Origin of the sequence: Bradyrhizobium zhengyangense (assembly GCF_022012555.1) — a bacterium.
Classification (GTDB): domain Bacteria; phylum Pseudomonadota; class Alphaproteobacteria; order Rhizobiales; family Xanthobacteraceae; genus Bradyrhizobium; species Bradyrhizobium zhengyangense.
In genome coordinates this window covers 870,093-889,550 of sequence record NZ_JAKLTZ010000004.1, presented here as the reverse complement: position 1 = coordinate 889,550, position 19,458 = coordinate 870,093, and the positions used below count along the sequence as shown (strand labels likewise).

The following is a 19,458-nucleotide window of genomic DNA, read 5'->3' as shown; positions in this document are numbered from 1 at the left end:
AGGAAGGTGCCGGAGCATCATATGAAGATCGGTCCGGGCGTAAACCTGACACGGAGGGTGACACATATGAGCAAGCGGTCTGGGATATTCGCTCACCAAGGTAGCACGCATCAGTTCGCGAACCTTCGCGCCTAATCCTTGAAAGAAACTGGCGCACCCGACACGATTCGAACGTGTGGCCTTCGCCTTCGGAGGGCGACGCTCTATCCAGCTGAGCTACGGGTGCTTAGTGCTTACGCGGATTTCGCGTTGAAGTGAACCCCAACGTGCAGCCCTCGCAAGCCATTGCAGTACAATGCTCTTTCTTCCTCACTTTCCGCACCAGCCGGCTTGACACGTGCCTTCGGAGGTAATGCTACGTTACGCTGTTGATCGGTGGGTCGTACTCGCGATCAATTTGAACGACGGCGAGCGGCTAGCCCCTGATTCCTCAGCGCTACGCCGGTCCGAAGGCTCCACCGGTCTGGCTGGCGGGGGTGTCATCGCTCTCGGTTTCCGGCACGAGTCCGGCTTGGGTAGCCCATTTCAGCGCGCTTATTGATGTCGCCAGTTCCTTTTCGTCGTCGATTGACCAAAAGCGAAGTTGGACGGTGGACGGGAAGTCATGGTAGCCAGCCACCAAGTTCTCGAACAGCTTCACGGCAAGCTCATGAGGCTCAAGACGGCGAAGTCGCCCTTTCCTGCCAAGGTGAAGGATGAGGGGGTCACGACCTGGGTGCGCCCTTCGCTGGTCGCGGAAGTGAAGTTCGCGGAGTGGACCAGCAAGGGCGAGCTGCGCCAGCCGGTCTATCTCGGCCTGCGGTCCGACAAGAACGCGAAGGACGTTGTTCGCGAAAAGAACTGGTCGCGAAAATAATGCCGCCGAGCCGAAGCGTTCGATGTAGAGTTCAGCCGGCGTCGCGCTCGGATGCCGAAGGCCAGGGCGGCAGGGGCGGTAACCCGAGAGCTTTGCGTACAGGTCCGAACGACCTCCGGTGAGCGGCGCATGCGCCAAGCCTGGCGAGCGCGTCGTAATGAGCCGGCACCGGGTAGCCCTTGTGATCCGCGAAGCCGTAGCCGGGGTAACGCAGGTCGAGCGTCCGCATGACGGCGTCGCGCTCGACTTTCGCGAGGATGGAGGCGGCGGCGATGCTGGCGGACTTGGCGTCGCCTTTAACGATGGCCTGCTGAGGGATGTCGATTTCCTTCAACCGCTTCGCATCGATCAGCAAGTGCTGCGGCGTCAATCCCAGGCCCCGGACCGCACGCTGCATAGCCTGAATGCCCGCCCAATAGATATTGATCGCGTCGATCTCCTCGACTTCGACGAACGCCACACACCAACTCTCAGCCTTTTCCTTGATCTCCTTGGCAAGTTCATCGCGAGCCGCAGCGTCGAGTTTTTTCGAGTCGTCGATGCCGACTATCCGTGTGCCTGGTTTTAGAATCACGGCGCCAGCGGAGACCGGCCCTGCGAGAGGGCTCATTCCAGCCTCGTCCACGCCGGCCACGGCATGATGGCCGCTTTCCCAGAGAGAGGTCTCGAAGCGGAGCATCTTGCGGAGGCGCTGGCCTTCGGATCTATTTTCGAAGCGGCGTTTATCGATCAAAGCCAGGATGGCACGCGCTCCCGCCCGGGTGTCGGCCCGCAAGATCTGCTCGACGCTGGCCTCGAGCGGTCTTTTCTCGACGACATAGCGCTGACGCAACACTTCGAGTGAATACTGGGACATCGCGGCCTGCGTGGAGACTGACTGGGGAGCGTGTCGGTGAACTTTGTGGCGATTGTCTGCGTTTCCTGCAGGCCAGGAGCGAATATTGATCGCGTCCCGACGATCAAACCAGGATCGGCACGAGCACCAGGACCCGCCGGCCGGCGTCTCTCCGGATAAAGCGACCGCGGAAGTTAAAGATGTCCTGGATTCGATCGGCGATACGTGCCCGGAGTGTCCTCCAGAGAACAAGATCTAACATGGCGATGGGAGCACGGCGAACCTCGCAACCTGCGAATGGGCGATGTCGTCCGGAGCTACCGTGTCTGGCGCGAACCTGAGGGATTTTCCGAGCGCGCCCTGTATGTCATCGATGCTGTGGCATCATTCGCTACGCACACGTCTCGCCAAAAAATGTCCCGGACATCTATGAACTGTTCGAGGTCCGGGACGGACTTGCGAACGCGCAAGGCCGCTTGATGGAGCATTCCCATGTATGCGTCCACTTCCTCTGTGTTTCGACCTCCGCCACATGCCGGCGATATCGTTGTCTATGGCAGCCGCTGGCGTGGAACCACGATGATGGTGCGCCGTCATCTCGATCGGGCTGGCGTGCCTTTATCACTTCGTGGATTGGAGGCATATCCGGAGGCGCGAAGTCAGCTCGAATGGTTGGCCGGCGGACGGATTGCAAGTCCAACCGTCACGATCGGCGGGCAAGTGCTGGTCCAGGCTTCGTTGCGCGAACTCGACTGGGCTTTGACCCGCGCCGATTATCGCTAACCGCGACCAATGGTAGCTGACCCACTCGTCGGCGGTCGGCGCATCCGCGGCGAGTGAACGATATCATCCACGTTGCGCTGATGGTCGTACACGCAGCGGCATGCGATGTGCGCTTGTTACTTGAACTCGCCGCGGACACTTCTAATTCAGTCTATAGCCGAACGGTGGTTCGGCTAAGAGGACCATGATGAGATAAGTGCGCAAAGCGCGTAGAAAGTTGAGGGAAACGACATGAGAAAGCTTGCTCTTGCAATCGTCGCGGCGGCAACGCTCCTCATCGGATCGATTGCGCCGGCTTCGGCCCATTGGCGTCACCATGGTTGGGGCGGTCCGGGTATCGGTCCTGGGCTTGCTCTCGGATTGTTCGCGGGAACATTAGCGGCCGCTACCGCACCCCCGATCTATTATGGACCGGTTTATGGTCCGCCCTCCTACTACGGGCGCCCATATCGGGTAGTCCGCTACTATCCGCCGGTTGATCCCTACTGGTACGCCTGGTGATGAGGAGAGGCCCGACTCCGTCGGGCCTCTTCTTAGGCCCGGAGTGCGCGACACGCCGCGGGCGCTGAAACCAAGCTCGTTCTCCCCGGTTGTTCCGCAGACAACTCGGGTTTGCCGCATGACCAAAAAGAGCCGGTTTAACGTCGCTTACGCGATTTTCGCTGTCTGCGCGCTGTTCTTCATTCAGTACGTCATCACCACGGCGAATAGGATCGCCATCATTCCCTACAGTGAATACCAACAACTGCTCCGCGACGGTAAGGTCGGTAGCGTCGGCATTTCCGACCGAACGATACAAGGATTGTTGAAGGAGCCGCTGCCCGGCGGACAGAAGCAATTCGTAACCACCCGCGTCGACCAGGACGTCGCGCAGGAGCTTGAAAAATACCACGTCCACTTCACCGGCCAGATCGAAAGCACGTTCCTTCGGGACCTGCTCTCATGGCTCATGCCGGTGCTGCTGTTCTTTGGCGTCTGGTGGTACATCGGCCAGCGTATCGCCCAAGGCGGCGGCCTTGGCGGCGGTTTGATGCAGATCGGCAAGAGCAAGGCCAAGATCTACGTCGAATCCGACACCGGCATCACCTTTGCGGATGTTGCAGGCGTCGATGAAGCCAAGGACGAACTTCGCGAGGTCGTCGATTTCCTGAAGAACCCCACCGACTACGGCCGGCTCGGCGGCCGGATGCCGAAAGGCGTATTGCTGGTCGGGCCGCCCGGCACCGGCAAGACGCTGTTGGCAAAGGCCGTCGCCGGCGAAGCCAAGGTGCCGTTCTTCTCGATCTCGGGGTCGGAGTTCGTCGAGATGTTCGTCGGCGTCGGTGCGGCGCGCGTGCGGGATCTGTTCCAGCAGGCCCACGAGAAGGCGCCGGCGATCATCTTCATCGACGAGCTCGACGCGCTGGGCCGGGCCCGCGGCATCGGCCCCTTTGCCGGCGGGCACGACGAGAAGGAACAGACGCTGAACCAGCTGCTGGTCGAGCTCGATGGTTTCGACTCTCGCTCTGGCCTCGTGATCCTGGCTGCCACCAACCGGCCGGAAATCCTCGATCCCGCTCTGCTGCGGGCCGGACGCTTCGATCGACAGGTCCTGGTTGACCGACCGGACAAGAAAGGCCGGATCGAGATTCTCAAGGTTCACATGAAGAAGGTGCAGATCGCAACTGACGTGGCACCCGATGCTGTCGCGGCATTGACGCCGGGCTTTACCGGCGCCGATCTCGCCAATCTGGTCAATGAGGCGGCCCTTCTGGCGACCCGACGCGGCGGCGATTCCGTTAGCATGAGCGACTTCAACAATGCCGTCGAGCGTATGGTCGCCGGCCTGGAAAAGCGCAATCGACTGCTCAATCCCAAGGAGCGGGAGATCGTCGCCTTTCATGAGATGGGGCACGCGCTGGTCGCGCTTTCATTGCCCGGCGTTGATCCCGTGCACAAAGTCTCGATCATTCCACGGGGTGTCGGCGCGCTCGGCTACACCATTCAAAGGCCGATCGAGGATCGCTTCCTGATGACCAAGGAGGAGCTCGAGAACAAGATGGCGGTCCTGCTGGGCGGCCGAGCTGCGGAGTTGATCGTGTTCGGCCATCTCTCGACGGGGGCGGCCGACGATCTACGCCGCGTCACCGACATCGCCCGCAGCATGGTGACGCGTTACGGCATGTCGGACAAGCTCGGCAGCGTCGCCTATGAGCGCGATCCCGGAAATTTCCTGGCGAGCGCGGACCGGCCCTACCCGGTTCGCGAGCGCGATTATGCCGAGGAAACCGCTGCGGCCGTGGATCGCGAGGTCAAGGATATTGTCGATCGCGTGCTTGAGCGGACCGAAGGCATACTGACGACGCGCCGTTCGATCCTCGACCGCGCGGCCAAGAAGCTATTGGAGAAGGAGACGCTGGAGCAGGCCGATATTGAGGCGCTGGTCCGGGAAATGCCCAAGGAAGGCCTGCGCGCCGTTTGAGCAGGGTGGAGCAGGTCCGGAGGGCGGTATGTTCAGCCATTGCGGTTGTTCTTGACGCCCTGGTGCGGATCAGTCGCGTTCTCTTGTGGCAACGGCGCGCGCGAGATCAGGGCCGGCGGCGTCTGAGGTTGCTCGGGCTGCTCGACCGGATGGTTCAGCAGCGTAGGGTGTTGTTCGAGGTAGAGCTGCCCTGTGACCAGCATGACACCGGCACACACAAGTGTCAGGCTGACAGTTACCAAATCTCGATAATCGTCCATCCCGCGTAACCCCGATTGATCGAGGAGAGAACATCAGCATTCCTGCCGACACAGACAAGCTGTCTCCTCCGCGCGGCGCAAGCCGCGCGGAGGATGCAGTCAGCCGGCAGGCCTCAGGCCGTCTGCTTGTGCTCGATCGTCTTGTTGTCGTTGCTGGCCTGGATCGGAATCTGGCGCGGCTTCATGGCGTCCGGGACCTCACGCACCAGCTCGATCTTGAGCATGCCGTCGATGAATGAAGCGCCCCTCACCTGCACATATTCGGCCAGATTGAACTGCCGCCGGAACGGGCGGGACGAGATTCCCTGATAGAGGAACTGGTGCGCGCCCTTGTCGGCCTTGCGGCCTTCGATGGTCAGCACGTTCTGCTCCGCCGTAATGGTCACCTCGTCAGGCGAGAAGCCGGCCAGCGCGAGCGAGATCTGATAGTGGTCCTCGTCGCTCCGCTCAATGTTGTAGGGCGGATAATTGTCGCCCGTCCATTGGGCGGAATCTTCGAGCAGATCGAAGAGGCGGTCGAAACCGACGGTCGATCGCCAGAGCGGGCTGAAGTCAAAAGTGGTCATAGCCACATCCTCCTTTGAGCAACATGGTTAGGGGCGCACGGACACCGTATCCGGCGCCCGATCACCGGGTCCTCAGAAGGCACCCGGAGCAGCGCATCATGGGCGCTGCACTAATGGAATTAGAACGGGCTCAGTCAGTTTCAAGGCCTTATGCGTCGCGCCGGAGTCGACAGGACCCTTCGAACGCGATGCCGAGGGTCTGCAGGAGCGCATGCAGTCGCTTGCCACCCTCGCCGATTCCATATCGGCGACAAAATGGCGGCGATTACCTGATCACCGAGTATGTAGCTCCGCGCCAGGTTTGAGAGGCCTGGGGCAAGCGGATTTGCGCTCCATCTCACTCGAGCGGGTGACTGCGGGCACGATGGCAAGCCCCACCGATTGGGACCGTTCGCTCGGCCGGCGGATGGCGGCCGCTCGATCGTCGACGATGGTCCGAGACGGAGAATTTCCGACCAATGGGCTAGTCGAAACATGGAACAACCCACTGGCTTCGCAGTTCTTTCGGCGCCGCCGGCCTGAGTGTCACTGGGCGCCTACTGGGCCCAGCTAAGCCGGGCAACGGGGCGGTTCGTGCCATTTTGCTCCATGGAGGATTTGGATATGAAAGCCACCTGTCCCTTCACTTTGCGCTCCACCGGTCTCACTCACCTCGGTGGGCTCGCGTGGTCGCATCTTCCTCTTGGCAGCCCGTTCGAACTCAAGAACGGCTCTGGCGTCTGAAGGAGGGCAAGTCATGTCAATTGCCTCAGCCCTCCCTGCCATCCATTCGGAAGCGGGGTTGTCCCGGTATCTGCAACAGATACGTAGCTTCCCGCTGCTCGATGCGTCGGAAGAAGTGATGTATGCGAGACGTCTTCGGGATTCTGGCGACCGCGAAGCTGCCTATCGGTTGGTGACGAGCCATCTACGGCTTGCCGCCAAAATTGCGCTGAAATATCGGCGCTACGGTTTGCCGATTGCGGACCTGATCTCGGAAGCCAATGTCGGACTGATGCTGGCCGTCAAGCGGTTCGACCCTGAAAAGGGATTTCGCCTTGCCACCTATGCTACGTGGTGGATCAAGGCATCCGTTCAGGAATTTGTCCTGCGGTCGTGGTCACTGGTGAAGCTCGGCACAACGGCGGCGCAAAAAAAGCTGTTCTTCAACCTGCGCAAGCTGAAGCGACAGCTGGGTGCGCCTGATGATGGCGAGCTTTCGGCAGACCAAGTGAGGCAGATCTCAGAGCATCTTCAAGTCAAGGAAGCCGATGTCGTCGAGATGAACGGGCGGATCCGTGGCGACATGACGCTGAATGTTCAGCTCAGTGGCGACGAAGGCGAGCAATGGCAGGACCGGCTCGCCGATTCATCTCCTGACCCCGAGTCCCTTCTCGCGGAGGCCGGAGAGCGCGAACGGCAGAGGGCCGCACTCTCGGAGGCGCTGAATGCGCTTTCCCCACGAGAACGCACCATCGTCGAAGCGCGTTACCTGGCAGAACAGCAAAGCACGCTCGACGATCTTGCGCATACTTTCGGGATTTCTCGTGAGCGCATCCGCCAGATCGAGCAGCGTGCGTTGAAGCGCATCAAGACCATGCTATGCGCACGCCTTCCGGATCTTGAGCCTGCTTGAGCAAGCGCTTGAACACTGGCCGGCTGCTGATCACTCAGCAGCCGGTGCAGATGTCAGGCACAATAGCCTCCGCCGAAAAATCACGATCCTTGCGGCCGTCGGACCTCGTTCTTGCGGGCTTGGCCGGCGACTGGCCGCTTTGATTGCTGACAATCTGCTTGACGGCGACGTCGGAGCCTCGCACGGCGCGCGGCGAATCCGCTTCTTTCGCCTGCAGCGAAATCACCATCCCGAGTAGAGCAGCAAGTACCAATAACGTCCGCATCTCTGGTCACCCTCCTTTCGACAATGCTCCAATCTGCCGCGCACAGATGCTCCGCGGCCGAGCAACATCTCGGTTTGGTGATCCAACTTTTCAACGTGCGAGCGATTCGGACACTAGCGAAGCCTCGCCCCCGGGGCAGCGAGCCGCAAGGGCTGTCGGCGAGCTGACCTTGGGGCAGAAAATTTGCTCACTTCCTCTTGAAAGTAGAACCTCGGCTCCTAGGTGGATTTTCGCCCGGGGGCCGCTATGGACCCGGTTTTAGACATTGCTGAACCTGCCCAAGGAGGATGTGCATGCATTTCCGTCCCTTGCACGATCGCGTGCTCGTGCGACGTCTCGACGCCGAAGAGAAGACCGCCGGCGGCATCATCATTCCAGACACAGCAAAGGAGAAGCCGCAGCAGGGCGAGATTGTCGCCACTGGCCCCGGCGCACGCAACGAGCAGGGCCAGCTCGTTCAACTCGACGTCAAGCCAGGTGATCTTGTCCTGTTCGGAAAGTGGTCTGGCACCGAGGTCAAGATCGACGGAGAGGAATTCCTGATCATGAAGGAAAGCGACCTTCTGGGTGTCATCGACAAGACAGGCACCGCCAAGAAGGCAGCGTAGCGCACTGACAGTCATAAAAGGAAGGGAGAAACAAAAATGGCTGCCAAGGACGTGAAGTTCGCAACCGAGGCCCGCGAGCGCATGCTGCGGGGCGTCGACACACTGGCTAACGCGGTGAAGGTCACACTCGGTCCGAAGGGTCGCAACGTCGTCATCGAGAAATCGTTTGGTGCGCCACGCATCACCAAGGATGGCGTGACCGTCGCCAAAGAGATCGAACTGGAAGACAAGTTCGAGAACATGGGCGCCCAGATGGTGCGCGAAGTCGCGTCCAAAACGAGTGATGTGGCCGGTGACGGCACCACCACGGCGACCGTGCTTGCCGAAGCGGTCTTCAAGGAGGGCAGCAAATCCGTTGCCGCCGGCATGAATCCGATGGACCTGAAGCGGGGCATTGACCTCGCCGTCGATGCCGTCGTCGCCGATCTTAAGTCACACGCCAAGAAGATCACGTCCAACGACGAGATCGCTCAGGTTGCCACGATTTCCGCCAATGGTGACACTGAAATCGGCCGCTTCCTCGCTGATGCCATGAACAAGGTCGGCAATGAGGGCGTGATTACCGTGGAGGAAGCCAACAGCTTGCATACCGAACTCGAAGTGGTCGAGGGTATGCAGTTCGACCGCGGCTACATCTCGCCCTACTTCGTCACCAATACCGAGAAGATGCGGGTCGAGCTCGAGGATCCCTACGTCTTGATCCACGAGAAGAAACTGTCCGGCTTGCAGACAATGCTGCCGCTGCTGGAGCAGGTCGTCCAGTCCGGTAAGCCGATCCTGATCATCGCGGAGGATATCGAGGGCGAAGCGCTTGCGACATTGGTCGTCAACAGATTGCGCGGCGGACTGAAGGTCGCGGCGGTCAAGGCGCCGGGCTTCGGTGACCGTCGCAAGGCCATGCTGGAGGACATTGCAATCCTGACCGGAGGCAATGTCATCAGCGAGGACCTGGGCATCAAGCTTGAAAAGGTGACGGTGAAGATGCTCGGGCGCGCCAAGAAGGTGGTCATCGACAAGGACAATACCACCATCGTCGGCGGCGCGGGCGCCAAGAAGGATATCGAGGCGCGCGCCCAGCAAATCAGGCTCCAGATCGAGGACACGACCTCCGACTATGATCGCGAAAAGCTGCAGGAACGCCTCGCCAAGCTTGCCGGAGGCGTCGCGGTGATCCGCGTGGGCGGCGCGACGGAGGTCGAAGTCAAGGAACGCAAGGATCGCGTCGATGATGCGATGCACGCAACTCGCGCGGCGGTCGAAGAGGGCATTCTCCCGGGCGGCGGGGTGGCCCTCCTGCGTGCCTCCAAGGCGCTGGATGGCATCAAGACGGCGAACGCCGACCAAAAGGCGGGCATCAATATCGTTCGCCGTGCCATTCAGATGCCGGCTCGCCAGATCGTGCAAAACGCCGGCGAGGATGGTTCACTCGTCGTTGGCAAGCTTCTGGAGCATCAGAGCTACAACTGGGGCTTCAACGCGGCGACTGGCGAGTACGAGGACCTGGTGAAAGCCGGTGTGATCGATCCTGCCAAGGTCGTCCGCACCGCCTTGCAGGACGCTGCGTCGGTGGCTGCGCTGCTGATCACCACCGAGGCGCTCGTGGCCGAGAAGCCGAAGAAGGCAGAACCAGCTCCGGCAGCTCCCGCTATGGACTTCTGATCAATTGAGCCCGGCCGAGGACTGCCGGGCTCTGCCGATGAGAGGAGAGAATCAAAGACGGAGTCTCGCATGAACAGGTCTGACCGTCGTCGGCTCAGGATGAAACAGGACGCGATGCATTGGTTCATGTTCTCCCTGAGCTTTCTCACCATCGCCTGGATCTGTTTTCGAACGATTGGAGGAGTATAGATGCTGAGCCATCACCATACGTTCTCCGCCCGGACGGAGACTAACCGAAATCCGCGGCAACGGCTGCTCGCTCTGCTAATGGGCGGCGCAATTTCCATGACCGCCTTCGGCGCCTACGGCATGGAGAGCCCGCGCGGAGCCGAGACGACGCAGAGTGCTTTCACGGGCCTGCCGCTGCCGCCAATCCCATATCTCGATACGATGCCCTGGATGAAATGGCAGCCGGAGCCAGCAAAGATGAAGATCGACATCTTGCTGCCGCCGACCTCTGCGCCGACCAGCATCTTTCCGCAGCCGACGCCCCGTCCTATCGGACCGGCTGCAACAAGCTGAACCTCAGGGAGCGGTCCGTCAGGCCGCTCCCATTTCAGTGCGAAGAGGGAGCGGCGATCATGTCCGGACCGAATTCGGCGAGGCATTCCGTACGCGGAAGTTCCGACCTGGCCTTCCGCGCAACATTCCGACCTGACGTTCGCGACTTTCTCATCTGGGGCATTCAGAAGGTGATCGGTCACTACGAGCGCCTCCTTTCGACCGCCAAGAGTGAGGAAGAACGCCAGCTCTATCAATCCCGAATTGAGCGAGAGCAGCGCGTGATAGATGATCTGCGACAGGGTGCTCTCCCGGAACGCTTCGCCGCGTAGTCACTGAGCGAGCTTCCGCGGAAAAAGTGCGCATGGCCTCTTGAACTCGCGCATGTCAGTTCTAGTTCGTTTCTCAACCGCGACTGCGGTGTGTCGAGCGCCAGGCGGGGCTCGGCACAAGACGCTGGACCGGAGGTATTCAACCCAACCGAAACTCCCGTCCTGCCTAGCTTCGTATCCATATTGCTCTTAGGAGGACTTGGCTATGAGGACACTTGATTTTACGCCACTCTGGCGCACCACCGTCGGCTTCGATCATCTGGCTGACCTTGTCGAGGGCATGTCGCGCCAGCCGACAGAGGACAACTATCCTCCGTACAATATCGAGCGGTCCGGTGAAGATCACTATCGAATCACGCTGGCCGTGGCCGGCTTCGGCGCCAACGATATCTCCGTGACGGCCGAGCAGAATGCTCTCACGATCGAGGGCAAGAAGTCTGATGGTGCCGCGCGCGAGTATCTGTACCACGGTATCCCGGCGCGACCGTTCCGGAGAGTCTTCAGCCTCGCCGATTATGTTCAGGTGAAGCAGGCATCCTTCCAGGATGGTCTCTTGATCGTGGATCTCGTTCGAGAAATTCCGGAAGCGATGAAACCGCGGAAGATCCAGATCGGAAGTGGAGAGGCCTCTTCGTCTCAAATTGAACAGAAGAAGGCAGCATAGACTGGCTCGACATGGATGCTGAGTTGTGACCTCGAGCTAGGTCGCGCTCCCTCGGAGCGATCTCGCCGCGAGGATCATTGCTCACCAATACGGAACCCCGGGTGGCGACGCACGTCGCGCCGCCGCTCATAACGTAAGCACCATCCCTTTAGAAAGGAGTTATAGGGAGGCACCCATGACCAACGTCAACATTGATGGCGGTGGCATGCATCCATTCTTCCACCCCGCCGCTCACTACAGTTCGCCGGCGGAAGTCCTGAATGACAAGGAGCTCTCGACCCCCGAGAAGCGAATCATCCTGTCTTCATGGGCGTCCGACATGTACGCCGTGGAATCCCGTCCCGATTTGCGGGAGATCCCTGGCATCGGCCATTCGGTACGGTTGAGCGACATACTTGGAGCGTTGCGTCAGCTCGATGGCGGCGACGATGACGATCCGCCCCGTGGCGGCGGCGTCCCCATGCGGTTGCGGCGGCCTTGGGCGGCCGCCGCACAGCAGAGGAGCCTGTGATGGTTACAGAAGCCGTTCTGGGCATCGTTCTGCTTGGCCACGCCGCAGCGGCATGGGCAGTTCCGATCGTGGCATGGCAACGAGAGCTTCTGCCTCTGCTTGATGACTCCACGCGCATGCAGGAGTGATCGAGATGCTTGGTCAGCGAACAATATTGGCATGGGTTTTAGTTGCCGCGTTCTTCGCGTCTCCACCAGCTTCAGCTCAAGTGCCGGACCTGAAGACAGGCGGTACTGTGCCAACATTGGCGCCGGTGGTTCGACAAGTGACGCCCGCCGTAGTCAACATTTCCGTGCATGGTCGTGTGCGCGAAGACAATCCGCTTTATCGTGATCCCTTCTTCCGCGAATTCTTCGACATTCCCAAGCAGGTCGAGAAAGAGGTCAATTCCACGGGTTCGGGAGTCATCGTCGATGCCACTCGCGGGTACGTTCTGACCAACAACCATGTTGTCGAGGGTGCCTCTGTGGTCCAGATTACGACCAAGGACGGTCGCCAGCTTTCTGCAAAAGTAATCGGACGCGATCCCCCTACCGACGTTGCTGTACTGCAGATCCAGAACCCTGTCGGGCTTCAGGGGCTTCGCTTCGGCGACAGTGATGCGCTTGAAGTGGGAGACTTCGTACTTGCGATAGGCAATCCCTTTGGTCTTGGCCAAACCGTCACGTCTGGCCTCGTGAGTGCGCTGGGTCGCACAGGATTGAGCAAAGAAGGTTATGAGGACTTCATCCAGACCGATGCTGCGATCAATCCGGGAAATTCCGGCGGCGCATTGGTCAACCTTCACGGTGAGTTGGTCGGGATCAACTCGGCTATCATTTCGCCGGGTGGAGGTAATGTGGGGATCGGCTTTGCAATTCCAGCAAACATGGCGCGGCTGGTCATGGACCAGATTGTAGACAAGGGACGCGTCGAGCGCGGCCGCATCGGAGTCTCACTGCGCGACGTCCAGCCATCGACCAATCAAGGTCGTAACGAAGGTGCGGTCATCGCAGAGGTCTCGCCGGATTCGCCCGCTGAGAAGGCGGGTTTGCGCAAGGGTGATATCGTTATCAAGGCGGATGACCGTCCGATCCGCACGGCCTCGCAACTTCGTAACAAGATCGGTCTCGCGCGTGTCGGCCAAGACGTCAAACTTACGCTCGTGCGCGGCGAAGCCGCCAGCTCAGTGGTCGTCAGAGTCGCCCCGCCAGCGGAGGCGAGTAGTGCATCCACTGGCTTGCGCTAGGTGGAGGACCCCGAGGTTCGTACCCAACGGTAGTACAAAGCGGCTGAGCGAGATGCGCTCAGGCGGAGCAGCGCATTCATTCCCAAGAGCACTATCTCCCCAACCGGCGACAATTGGCTAAAAGAGAAGGTCCTATGGCCTTCTATGGCAACCACCTGACGTCCTCAATTCTGTAGCTCTTATCTCCTCTCGGCGCCTCTACAGTCACGAGCGCACCCTTCGACTTGCCAATCAAGGCTCGGGCGATCGGTGAGCTCACCGAAATCTTGCCTCTAGCAGGGTCGGCTTCCGGTTCGCCAACAATCTGGCAAGTTCGCTTCACGCCCGTATCCTGATCGCTCAGCGTGACCGTCGCGCCAAACTTGATGGTTTGGCCAGACAGCCTGGATACATCGATGACTTCTGCACGCGCGAGTTTCGCTTCCAAATCGGCTATCCGGGCCTCGTTATGGCCTTGCTCGGTCAGCGCCGCCTGGTATTCCGAGTTCTCAACGAGATTGGGATCGTCGGCGATCGCTTGCTGAATGCGCTCAGCAAGCTGCGGCCGCTTGATCCTGACGCGGTCGTTTAGTTCGGCCTGAAGAGCGGCGTGGCCGACCGCAGCCATAGGAAGGGTTGGCATCGCAATAGCTGACGTTTGGCACTGAGCCGAGGCCGGCCGGGCTGCCTTATCAGCCGAACTCGCGTCGGGCTGAAAACTGCCCTGAACCATCGTTGTTCCAGAGCGCCGCCCTTGGGGCGCCAGTCTACGAGGCCGCACCGGACGTCTTGTCCACGTGCAAGCTGTAGCCCGAGGAACTGCCGTTGTGGTCGAGAGTTTAGTGCGTATCAAGAGCCCGCTTCGGCGCGGACGCAGACCGAGCGTCCGACGATCGCGTTGCTTGTTGCCGCGATAGAGCAACATCGGGGTTCAGACCAATGTACCAGCATGCCGAACTCACGCCTGCGATGACGAGCATAGCAATGCTCCTCACGCGCAAGCAGCACCTGATCAGCCGCCTGGAAGAGAATCCCGGGCCAAGGGAACGCGAGGAGATCGACCGTCTTCTCGAAAGGGTAGATGCCGAGCTGGACGCAGTTGATAGCCCGGATCGGCTCTGAGCATTGCGGCATCTATGTCGACGCGTTCCTATTCCGACCTGGGCGGTGCCGATCAAGAGGACGCGGCATACCTTGAATCGCTCATCCGCCAGGATTTTGAGCGATGCCATCCCGGAGAGACTCTTGACGATCTCAAACGCCGGGCAGCCTTTTCAAGAGAGGACAGAGGATTGCTGCGCGATTGGATGGCGGTCGCGGCACGGCGCGCCGCGGACGAGCGGTCCAGGAGGACTCGGTCCAACTCCGCGGCCTAGTTTACTCGTTTAGGCGGCTCGGTTTACCAGGCCGGGCAGCTCGCTCTTGATTCCGGTCATGATAAAATTTACCGCGATCGCCGCAATGATGAGCGCCATCACGCGCGTGATGACGTTGATGCCGGTTCGTCCCAGGAACCGCTCAACCGCAGCAGCCATCCACAGTGTCAGGCCGATTAACGCGGTCGCGAGGACAGCCGCCGACGCCAAGAATGCCTTGCCAAGCCATCCCGGATTGTCATTCGAAAGAGTGATCATGATGCTCAACTCGGCCGGCCCCACGAGCAAGGGGAATGCAAACGGCGTAATGGCCAGTCCATGTACATCGACCTCGCTGTAATTCGCTTCGTCGGCGCGAGGAATGAACTTTCCATGTTGCGCCTGGAACATCTCGAACGCGATCACCAGCACGAGCAGCCCGCCTGCGATCCGGAAATCATTGAGCCCCACATTGAAGAAGGCCAGGATTTCCTTGCCGAACATCGCAGATCCAACGAAGAAAACGGCGACTGCCGCGCAGGCCAAAATGATAATCCGGTGGGTCTTTACTGCGCCAGCACGCCCGGTCATTGCCAAAAACACGGGGATGGCTCCGACCGGGTTCGTCAGGGCGTAGAGGAGGATGGTGGTGCCGACAAACTGATTCCAAGCCACAGTCGTTTACTTCCTCTCTGTCAGCCAAGCGCCTGTCCTTGTCCGAGATCTTGATGCAGGCACCGGCTAACTCCGATCCGAGATCGCGGTTTCGGCCCGTATCGGTGCAGCAGCTTGACTCGGCAGCAGAAATTCGTACGAAATAGACACCGGAAGATGTCCGCGCCAAGGTGCCTGCTCAAGGGCCTGGGCCTTGTCTTCGCGAAAACCACGCCAATCACATCGAGCCATGTCAACCGGGCGGAGCGATGCCTGCTGGCCGGCGCGCGCTTGGACATCCGGAAGACAAATGAACTCTCCTCAAAGCAGCACCAAAACGCAGGCAATCTCTACAGGCATCGCCGGCTTCGACGGCATTCTCGATGGTGGATACGCATCGCACCGCGTGCATTTGATCGAGGGCCAGCCGGGAACCGGCAAGACCACCCTCGCCCTGCAATTTCTTCTCGAAGGCGCATCGAGGGGGGAGCGCTGTCTCTACATCACGCTCTCAGAGAGCAAGGACGAACTGCGGCAAGTGGCCGAAACCCACGGCTGGAATCTGGAGGGCATCGAGATCTTTGAGCTCGTCCCGGCGGAACTCAGCCTCGACCCCAAGCAGCAGCAGACGGTGGTTTATGCGTCCGACCTCGAGCTCGGGGAAACCACGAAGATGACCTTTGATGAGGTCAAGCGCGTGGCGCCTTCACGCGTGGTCTTCGACAGTCTCTCTGAGATCAGGCTGCTCGCGCAAAACCCGCTACGATATCGCAGGCAGGTCATTGCCCTGAAGCATTTCTTTGCCCAAGAGGGCTGCACCGCGCTTCTTCTGGATGACCTGACCGACGAAGCCGATGATCTCAATCTGCACAGTCTCGCACATGGCGTGATCCGGCTCGAACATAATGCGCTGCAATACGGCGCCGAACGCCGCAGGCTGCGTATTTTCAAGATGCGTGGGCGCAGCTTCCGGGGCGGCTTCCATGATTTCGTCATTCGCAAGGGTGGACTGGTCCTGTTTCCGCGCTTGATCGCGTCCGAGCACGTCGATGGCTCGCCGGCGGCGGAGCCGCTCCTGAGCGGCATCGACGAGTTGGACCAGCTGCTGGGAAGGGGGCTCGACCGGGGCACCAGTACTCTCCTGATCGGCCCGTCGGGTTCTGGCAAATCGTCAATCGCCATGCAATTCGTCATGGCGGCTCTTGGCCAAGGGGAACGCGCTCTCTTCGTGACCTTCGACGAGACCAAAGCGATCCTGATGAAGCGCGCAGCTGGCATGGGCTGGCATTTGGATCAGCCTATCGCATCGGGACAGCTACTGCTCGAGCAGGTCGACCCTGCAGAGCTTTCTCCCGGTGAGCTCACTGGAATGGTGCGCCGGCGCGTCGAGACTGACAATGTGCGGGTTGTAGTCCTCGATAGCTTGAGCGGCTACCAGAATGCGATGCCCGCCGAGCAGTTCATGCTACTGCTGATGCATGAGCTGCTGACCTATCTCAATCACCGCGGAGTCGTGACGATTTTGACTCTTGCCCAGCACGGACTTGTTGGTTCGATGCAGTCCAGCGTCGATCTCACCTACCTGAGCGATACGGTGCTGCTGTTGCGCTTCTTCGAGGCCGCCGGACGAATTCGCCGGGCGATCTCGGTGCTAAAGAAGCGCACCGGGCGCCACGAAGACGAAATCCGAGAGTATCGGCTCGATAACCGCGGGATCCGTGTCGGTCCTCCCTTGGCGGAGTTCCAAGGCGTCTTATCAGGTTCTCCCGTCTATACAGGCCAGCACGGCGCGCTCCTTACGACGAGGAGCAATGGACAATAATGATGCAAGCCCGGATGGGCCGGTGCTCGTGTTGGCGCCGTTCGGTCGTGATGCCCGCGTCGTCTGCTCGGCGCTACGTGACGTCGGCATCCACGCGCTGCAGCAATCGAGCCTTTCGGAGTTGGTGGGCAACCTGAATGATGCCGCCGCGGTGGTCGTTGCTGAGGAAGCGCTGGTCCACGAGCATCGTGGCGCATTGGCCCAATGGATCGCCAATCAGCCACCTTGGTCGGATTTTCCCTTCGTGTTGCTGACATTGAGGACGGGCCAAAATGGCGCGGCTCTTACGGAGCAGATTGAGCTGCTCGGTCATGTGACGGTCCTCGAGCGACCATTGGCCGCAACCTCTCTCAGGAGCGCGGTATTGGCAGCCGTGCGAGGCCGGAGGCGCCAGCGACAGGCCGAAAAGTATCTCGTGGAATTGAAGCGGATGGCTGACACGCTGGAGCGGCGCGTGGGAGAGCGAACCGCGCAGCTCTCCGAAGCGAACAAGCGGCTGAGAGAGGAGATGGTGGAACGAGAGCGTACCGAAGTGGCGCTGCGTCAGGCCCAGAAAATGGAGGCCGTGGGGCAACTCACCGGTGGCATCGCTCACGATTTCAACAATCTTCTGATGGCTATCATTGGTAATCTCGAGCTGATCGCCCGGCGGGTCGAGGACGAGCGCATTCAACGATATGTCCGCAACGCCATGCACGCCGCACAGCGTGGAGCCAAGCTCGTGGGACAGTTGCTTTCATTTTCCCGCAAGCAGCGTCTCGCGCCGGAGCCTGTCGACGTCAACCAGCTCGTGGACACAGTTGCAGAGATGCTGTCCAGAACCCTCGGAGCCTCAATACGGGTCGACGTCGTCACGCAAAAGGATCTTTGGCCTGCACTGGTTGATGCGACCCAACTCGAGCTGATGTTGCTCAATCTTGCGATCAATGCACGAGACGCAATGCCGGAGGGTGGACTTCTTACGATCGAGACCAGCTTCCTCCATGGCGTCCCGGAAGATCTGCGGACCGATCTCAAGGCGGGTGAATATGTCTGCATCGCAGTGAAAGATACAGGAACCGGAATGCCTCCAGATGTTCTGGCCCGAGCCTTTGATCCATTCTTCACCACCAAGGAGCCCGGCAAGGGAACGGGACTGGGTCTGTCTCAGGTCTACGGGTTTGCCCGCCAGTCCGGCGGGACGGCCAAAATCGAAAGCGAGCTTGGCCGGGGAACTGTGGTGCGAATCCTCTTGCCACGATCGACCGACGTTGTGGTCGGAAGCGACGATCGCCAACTGGGTACTCCCGGTGCGGGAGCGAGGGAGCACATTCTCGTTGTGGACGACGATGCCGGCGTGCTCGAAACGACACGGAGCATGCTTGACGATCTTGGATACCAGGCTATCGCTGCCGACAATCTGGATGCCGCGCTGTCAACTCTGTCCCATCAAGGCATCGATTTGGCCATCATCGATCTCGCAATGCCTGGCGTCTCAGGATTGGACGTCGGGCTTGAACTTCAACGAAAACAGCCTGGCCTTCCCGTGGTGTACTGCAGCGGCTACCCAGACCTCATCGAAGAGACCGGCAAGCGTATCAACGGCAGCATGCTGCTAAGCAAGCCATTCTCCTCACGCGAGCTCTCCGCCAAACTGGAAGCGATGCTGCGCGCAAAGCCTGATCAACACTCTGCTTGAGACGAGCGCGGATGGAAAATATCGCTCCGTTCGGATTCAGTCGATGCCGGTTCGCACCATTGCGCGTGCCAGCTCCAGCTCGCTGATCGCTTGCCGCAATGACCTGCGGGCCGCGCTCTTGTCGCCGTTCGCGCAAGCCGCTTTCAGTTCCTTAATGTGCCGGGCCGCGGTCTCCGCGTGCGCGACGATATCCGGAGCGCCTGCAAAACTGCCTTTCCGCTTTGTGTCCATGGCGGGAACACACCCCCGAGACTGTCTGCTGGCTCGAAAGCAAGACGGGAGCGGAGACCCGCTCCCGTCGATCTGCGCTCATTTCGAGTTGATCGCGATGCGTTTCACCTTCGTTTCGGCTTGCGGCAGCTTTGACATGGTGACCGTCAGCACCCCGTTCTTGAACGCGGCAGAGATCTTGTCCTGATCCACATCATCGACCGGGATGCGCCGTTCAAACCGGCCATAGTAGCGCTCGCTGAACTTGCGATCCTTGTCTTCCGTTTCGGTCTTCTTCTCTCCCTTGATCGCGAGCACGCCATTGGCGAGTTCGACCTGGACGTCTTTCTCCTCGAGGCCCGGCAATTCTGCCGTGACCTTGACGTCCTTGTCGCTCTCGTTGACCTCGATGCTCGGCCAATTCATCGACTGCTCGAAGAAGCTGCCGCCGAATGGCGCGACATCAAAGCCACGGAAGACGTCGTCGAACAGCCGGTTCATCTCCCGATGCAGGGTGAGAACCGGATTGTAGTTTTCGGAGCGGCGGGTGGTCAGATCACGACCACGGCTCCAGGGGATCAGATCAGTGATAGCCATATCGTTTCTCCTTTCTCTG

Annotated in this window: 21 protein-coding genes, 1 tRNA gene and 1 pseudogene; 14 read left to right on the top strand and 9 right to left on the bottom strand. The window is 60.1% G+C overall.

Annotation, left to right across the window (positions count from 1 at the left end; translation table 11 throughout):
• Positions 1 to 149 precede the first annotated feature (149 nt).
• A tRNA-Arg gene (locus L6639_RS19755) sits at positions 150 to 226 on the bottom strand.
• A 210-nt stretch (positions 227 to 436) separates the two neighbouring features.
• Positions 437 to 640 carry a hypothetical protein gene (locus tag L6639_RS19750; RefSeq protein ID WP_237863371.1) on the bottom strand — a complete coding sequence of 68 codons (204 nt, stop codon included), beginning with the start codon at positions 638 to 640 and terminating at the stop codon, positions 437 to 439.
• Here L6639_RS19750 and L6639_RS19745 point away from each other — a divergent pair.
• Positions 614 to 856: pseudogene (locus L6639_RS19745) on the top strand (ATP dependent DNA ligase); the annotation flags it as partial. The gene L6639_RS19750 and the pseudogene L6639_RS19745 overlap by 27 nt on opposite strands.
• A 31-nt stretch (positions 857 to 887) precedes the next feature.
• On the opposite strand, the gene L6639_RS19740 reads toward L6639_RS19745, so the two are convergent.
• Complete coding sequence (locus L6639_RS19740) at positions 888 to 1,712, bottom strand: ribonuclease HII (protein ID WP_237863278.1); 825 nt, start codon at positions 1,710 to 1,712, stop codon at positions 888 to 890.
• Between the two features lie 471 nt (positions 1,713 to 2,183).
• On the opposite strand from L6639_RS19740, the gene L6639_RS19735 reads away from it, so the two are divergent.
• On the top strand, positions 2,184 to 2,474 hold the full coding sequence (locus L6639_RS19735; RefSeq protein WP_237863277.1) for a glutaredoxin family protein: 291 nt from the start codon (positions 2,184 to 2,186) through the stop codon (positions 2,472 to 2,474).
• 619 nt (positions 2,475 to 3,093) lie between these two features.
• Entirely contained in the window at positions 3,094 to 4,935 is a 1,842-nt protein-coding gene (gene ftsH / locus L6639_RS19730) for an ATP-dependent zinc metalloprotease FtsH (RefSeq protein WP_237863276.1), read from the top strand.
• A gap of 32 nt (positions 4,936 to 4,967) precedes the next feature.
• Here ftsH and L6639_RS19725 read toward each other — a convergent pair whose 3' ends face one another.
• Both L6639_RS19725 and L6639_RS19720 read right to left on the bottom strand, forming a co-directional pair.
• Positions 4,968 to 5,195 (bottom strand): hypothetical protein, encoded by a 228-nt coding sequence (locus tag L6639_RS19725; RefSeq protein ID WP_237863275.1) that lies wholly within the window; start codon positions 5,193 to 5,195, stop codon positions 4,968 to 4,970.
• A 113-nt stretch (positions 5,196 to 5,308) separates the two neighbouring features.
• Positions 5,309 to 5,761 (bottom strand): Hsp20 family protein, encoded by a 453-nt coding sequence (locus L6639_RS19720; RefSeq protein WP_237863274.1) that lies wholly within the window; start codon positions 5,759 to 5,761, stop codon positions 5,309 to 5,311.
• A 736-nt stretch (positions 5,762 to 6,497) separates the two neighbouring features.
• On the opposite strand from L6639_RS19720, the gene rpoH reads away from it, so the two are divergent.
• The gene (rpoH, locus tag L6639_RS19715; RefSeq protein WP_237863273.1) at positions 6,498 to 7,376 is read left to right on the top strand and encodes an RNA polymerase sigma factor RpoH; all 879 of its coding nucleotides are present in this window, start codon (positions 6,498 to 6,500) and stop codon (positions 7,374 to 7,376) included.
• A 34-nt stretch (positions 7,377 to 7,410) separates the two neighbouring features.
• Here the strand turns inward: rpoH and L6639_RS19710 are convergent, their stop codons facing one another.
• On the bottom strand, positions 7,411 to 7,641 hold the full coding sequence (locus L6639_RS19710; RefSeq protein ID WP_237863272.1) for a hypothetical protein: 231 nt from the start codon (positions 7,639 to 7,641) through the stop codon (positions 7,411 to 7,413).
• Positions 7,642 to 7,934: 293 nt separating this feature from the next.
• On the opposite strand from L6639_RS19710, the gene groES reads away from it, so the two are divergent.
• The 7 genes from groES to L6639_RS19675 all read left to right on the top strand — a co-directional run bounded on the left by groES (position 7,935) and on the right by L6639_RS19675 (position 13,144).
• Complete coding sequence (gene groES / locus L6639_RS19705; protein ID WP_237863271.1) at positions 7,935 to 8,249, top strand: co-chaperone GroES; 315 nt, start codon at positions 7,935 to 7,937, stop codon at positions 8,247 to 8,249.
• A 36-nt stretch (positions 8,250 to 8,285) separates the two neighbouring features.
• Positions 8,286 to 9,908, top strand: a complete 1,623-nt coding sequence (gene groL, locus L6639_RS19700) for a chaperonin GroEL (protein ID WP_237863270.1) — start codon at positions 8,286 to 8,288, stop codon at positions 9,906 to 9,908.
• Positions 9,909 to 10,097: 189 nt separating this feature from the next.
• A complete protein-coding gene (locus L6639_RS19695) occupies positions 10,098 to 10,430 on the top strand; it encodes a hypothetical protein (RefSeq protein ID WP_237863269.1) in 333 nt (110 codons plus the stop codon).
• 59 nt (positions 10,431 to 10,489) lie between these two features.
• The gene (locus L6639_RS19690; protein WP_237863268.1) at positions 10,490 to 10,741 is read left to right on the top strand and encodes a hypothetical protein; all 252 of its coding nucleotides are present in this window, start codon (positions 10,490 to 10,492) and stop codon (positions 10,739 to 10,741) included.
• A 205-nt stretch (positions 10,742 to 10,946) separates the two neighbouring features.
• Complete coding sequence (locus L6639_RS19685) at positions 10,947 to 11,405, top strand: Hsp20 family protein (RefSeq protein WP_061027349.1); 459 nt, start codon at positions 10,947 to 10,949, stop codon at positions 11,403 to 11,405.
• Between the two features lie 175 nt (positions 11,406 to 11,580).
• Positions 11,581 to 11,916 (top strand): hypothetical protein, encoded by a 336-nt coding sequence (locus tag L6639_RS19680; protein ID WP_061027348.1) that lies wholly within the window; start codon positions 11,581 to 11,583, stop codon positions 11,914 to 11,916.
• 133 nt (positions 11,917 to 12,049) lie between these two features.
• Complete coding sequence (locus tag L6639_RS19675) at positions 12,050 to 13,144, top strand: trypsin-like peptidase domain-containing protein (protein ID WP_237863362.1); 1,095 nt, start codon at positions 12,050 to 12,052, stop codon at positions 13,142 to 13,144.
• A 142-nt stretch (positions 13,145 to 13,286) separates the two neighbouring features.
• On the opposite strand, the gene greA is transcribed toward L6639_RS19675, so the two are convergent.
• Positions 13,287 to 13,766: a transcription elongation factor GreA gene (gene greA, locus L6639_RS19670; protein WP_237863361.1), complete on the bottom strand. Its 480-nt coding sequence runs from the start codon at positions 13,764 to 13,766 to the stop codon at positions 13,287 to 13,289.
• Positions 13,767 to 14,062: 296 nt separating this feature from the next.
• On the opposite strand from greA, the gene L6639_RS19665 reads away from it, so the two are divergent.
• Positions 14,063 to 14,245 (top strand): hypothetical protein, encoded by a 183-nt coding sequence (locus tag L6639_RS19665; protein WP_237863267.1) that lies wholly within the window; start codon positions 14,063 to 14,065, stop codon positions 14,243 to 14,245.
• A gap of 263 nt (positions 14,246 to 14,508) precedes the next feature.
• Here L6639_RS19665 and L6639_RS19660 read toward each other — a convergent pair whose 3' ends face one another.
• Positions 14,509 to 15,153, bottom strand: coding sequence for a MarC family protein (locus L6639_RS19660; protein WP_237863266.1), 645 nt, complete (start codon positions 15,151 to 15,153; stop codon positions 14,509 to 14,511).
• 289 nt (positions 15,154 to 15,442) lie between these two features.
• Between L6639_RS19660 and L6639_RS19655 the strand changes: the two genes are divergently transcribed.
• Positions 15,443 to 16,954 (top strand): ATPase domain-containing protein, encoded by a 1,512-nt coding sequence (locus L6639_RS19655; protein WP_237863265.1) that lies wholly within the window; start codon positions 15,443 to 15,445, stop codon positions 16,952 to 16,954.
• Entirely contained in the window at positions 16,944 to 18,632 is a 1,689-nt protein-coding gene (locus L6639_RS19650; RefSeq protein WP_237863264.1) for an ATP-binding protein, read from the top strand. Before L6639_RS19655 ends, L6639_RS19650 begins: the two co-directional genes overlap by 11 nt.
• 309 nt (positions 18,633 to 18,941) lie before the next feature.
• Here the strand turns inward: L6639_RS19650 and L6639_RS19645 are convergent, their stop codons facing one another.
• Positions 18,942 to 19,439 (bottom strand): Hsp20/alpha crystallin family protein, encoded by a 498-nt coding sequence (locus L6639_RS19645; protein WP_237863263.1) that lies wholly within the window; start codon positions 19,437 to 19,439, stop codon positions 18,942 to 18,944.
• Positions 19,440 to 19,458: the final 19 nt, after the last annotated feature.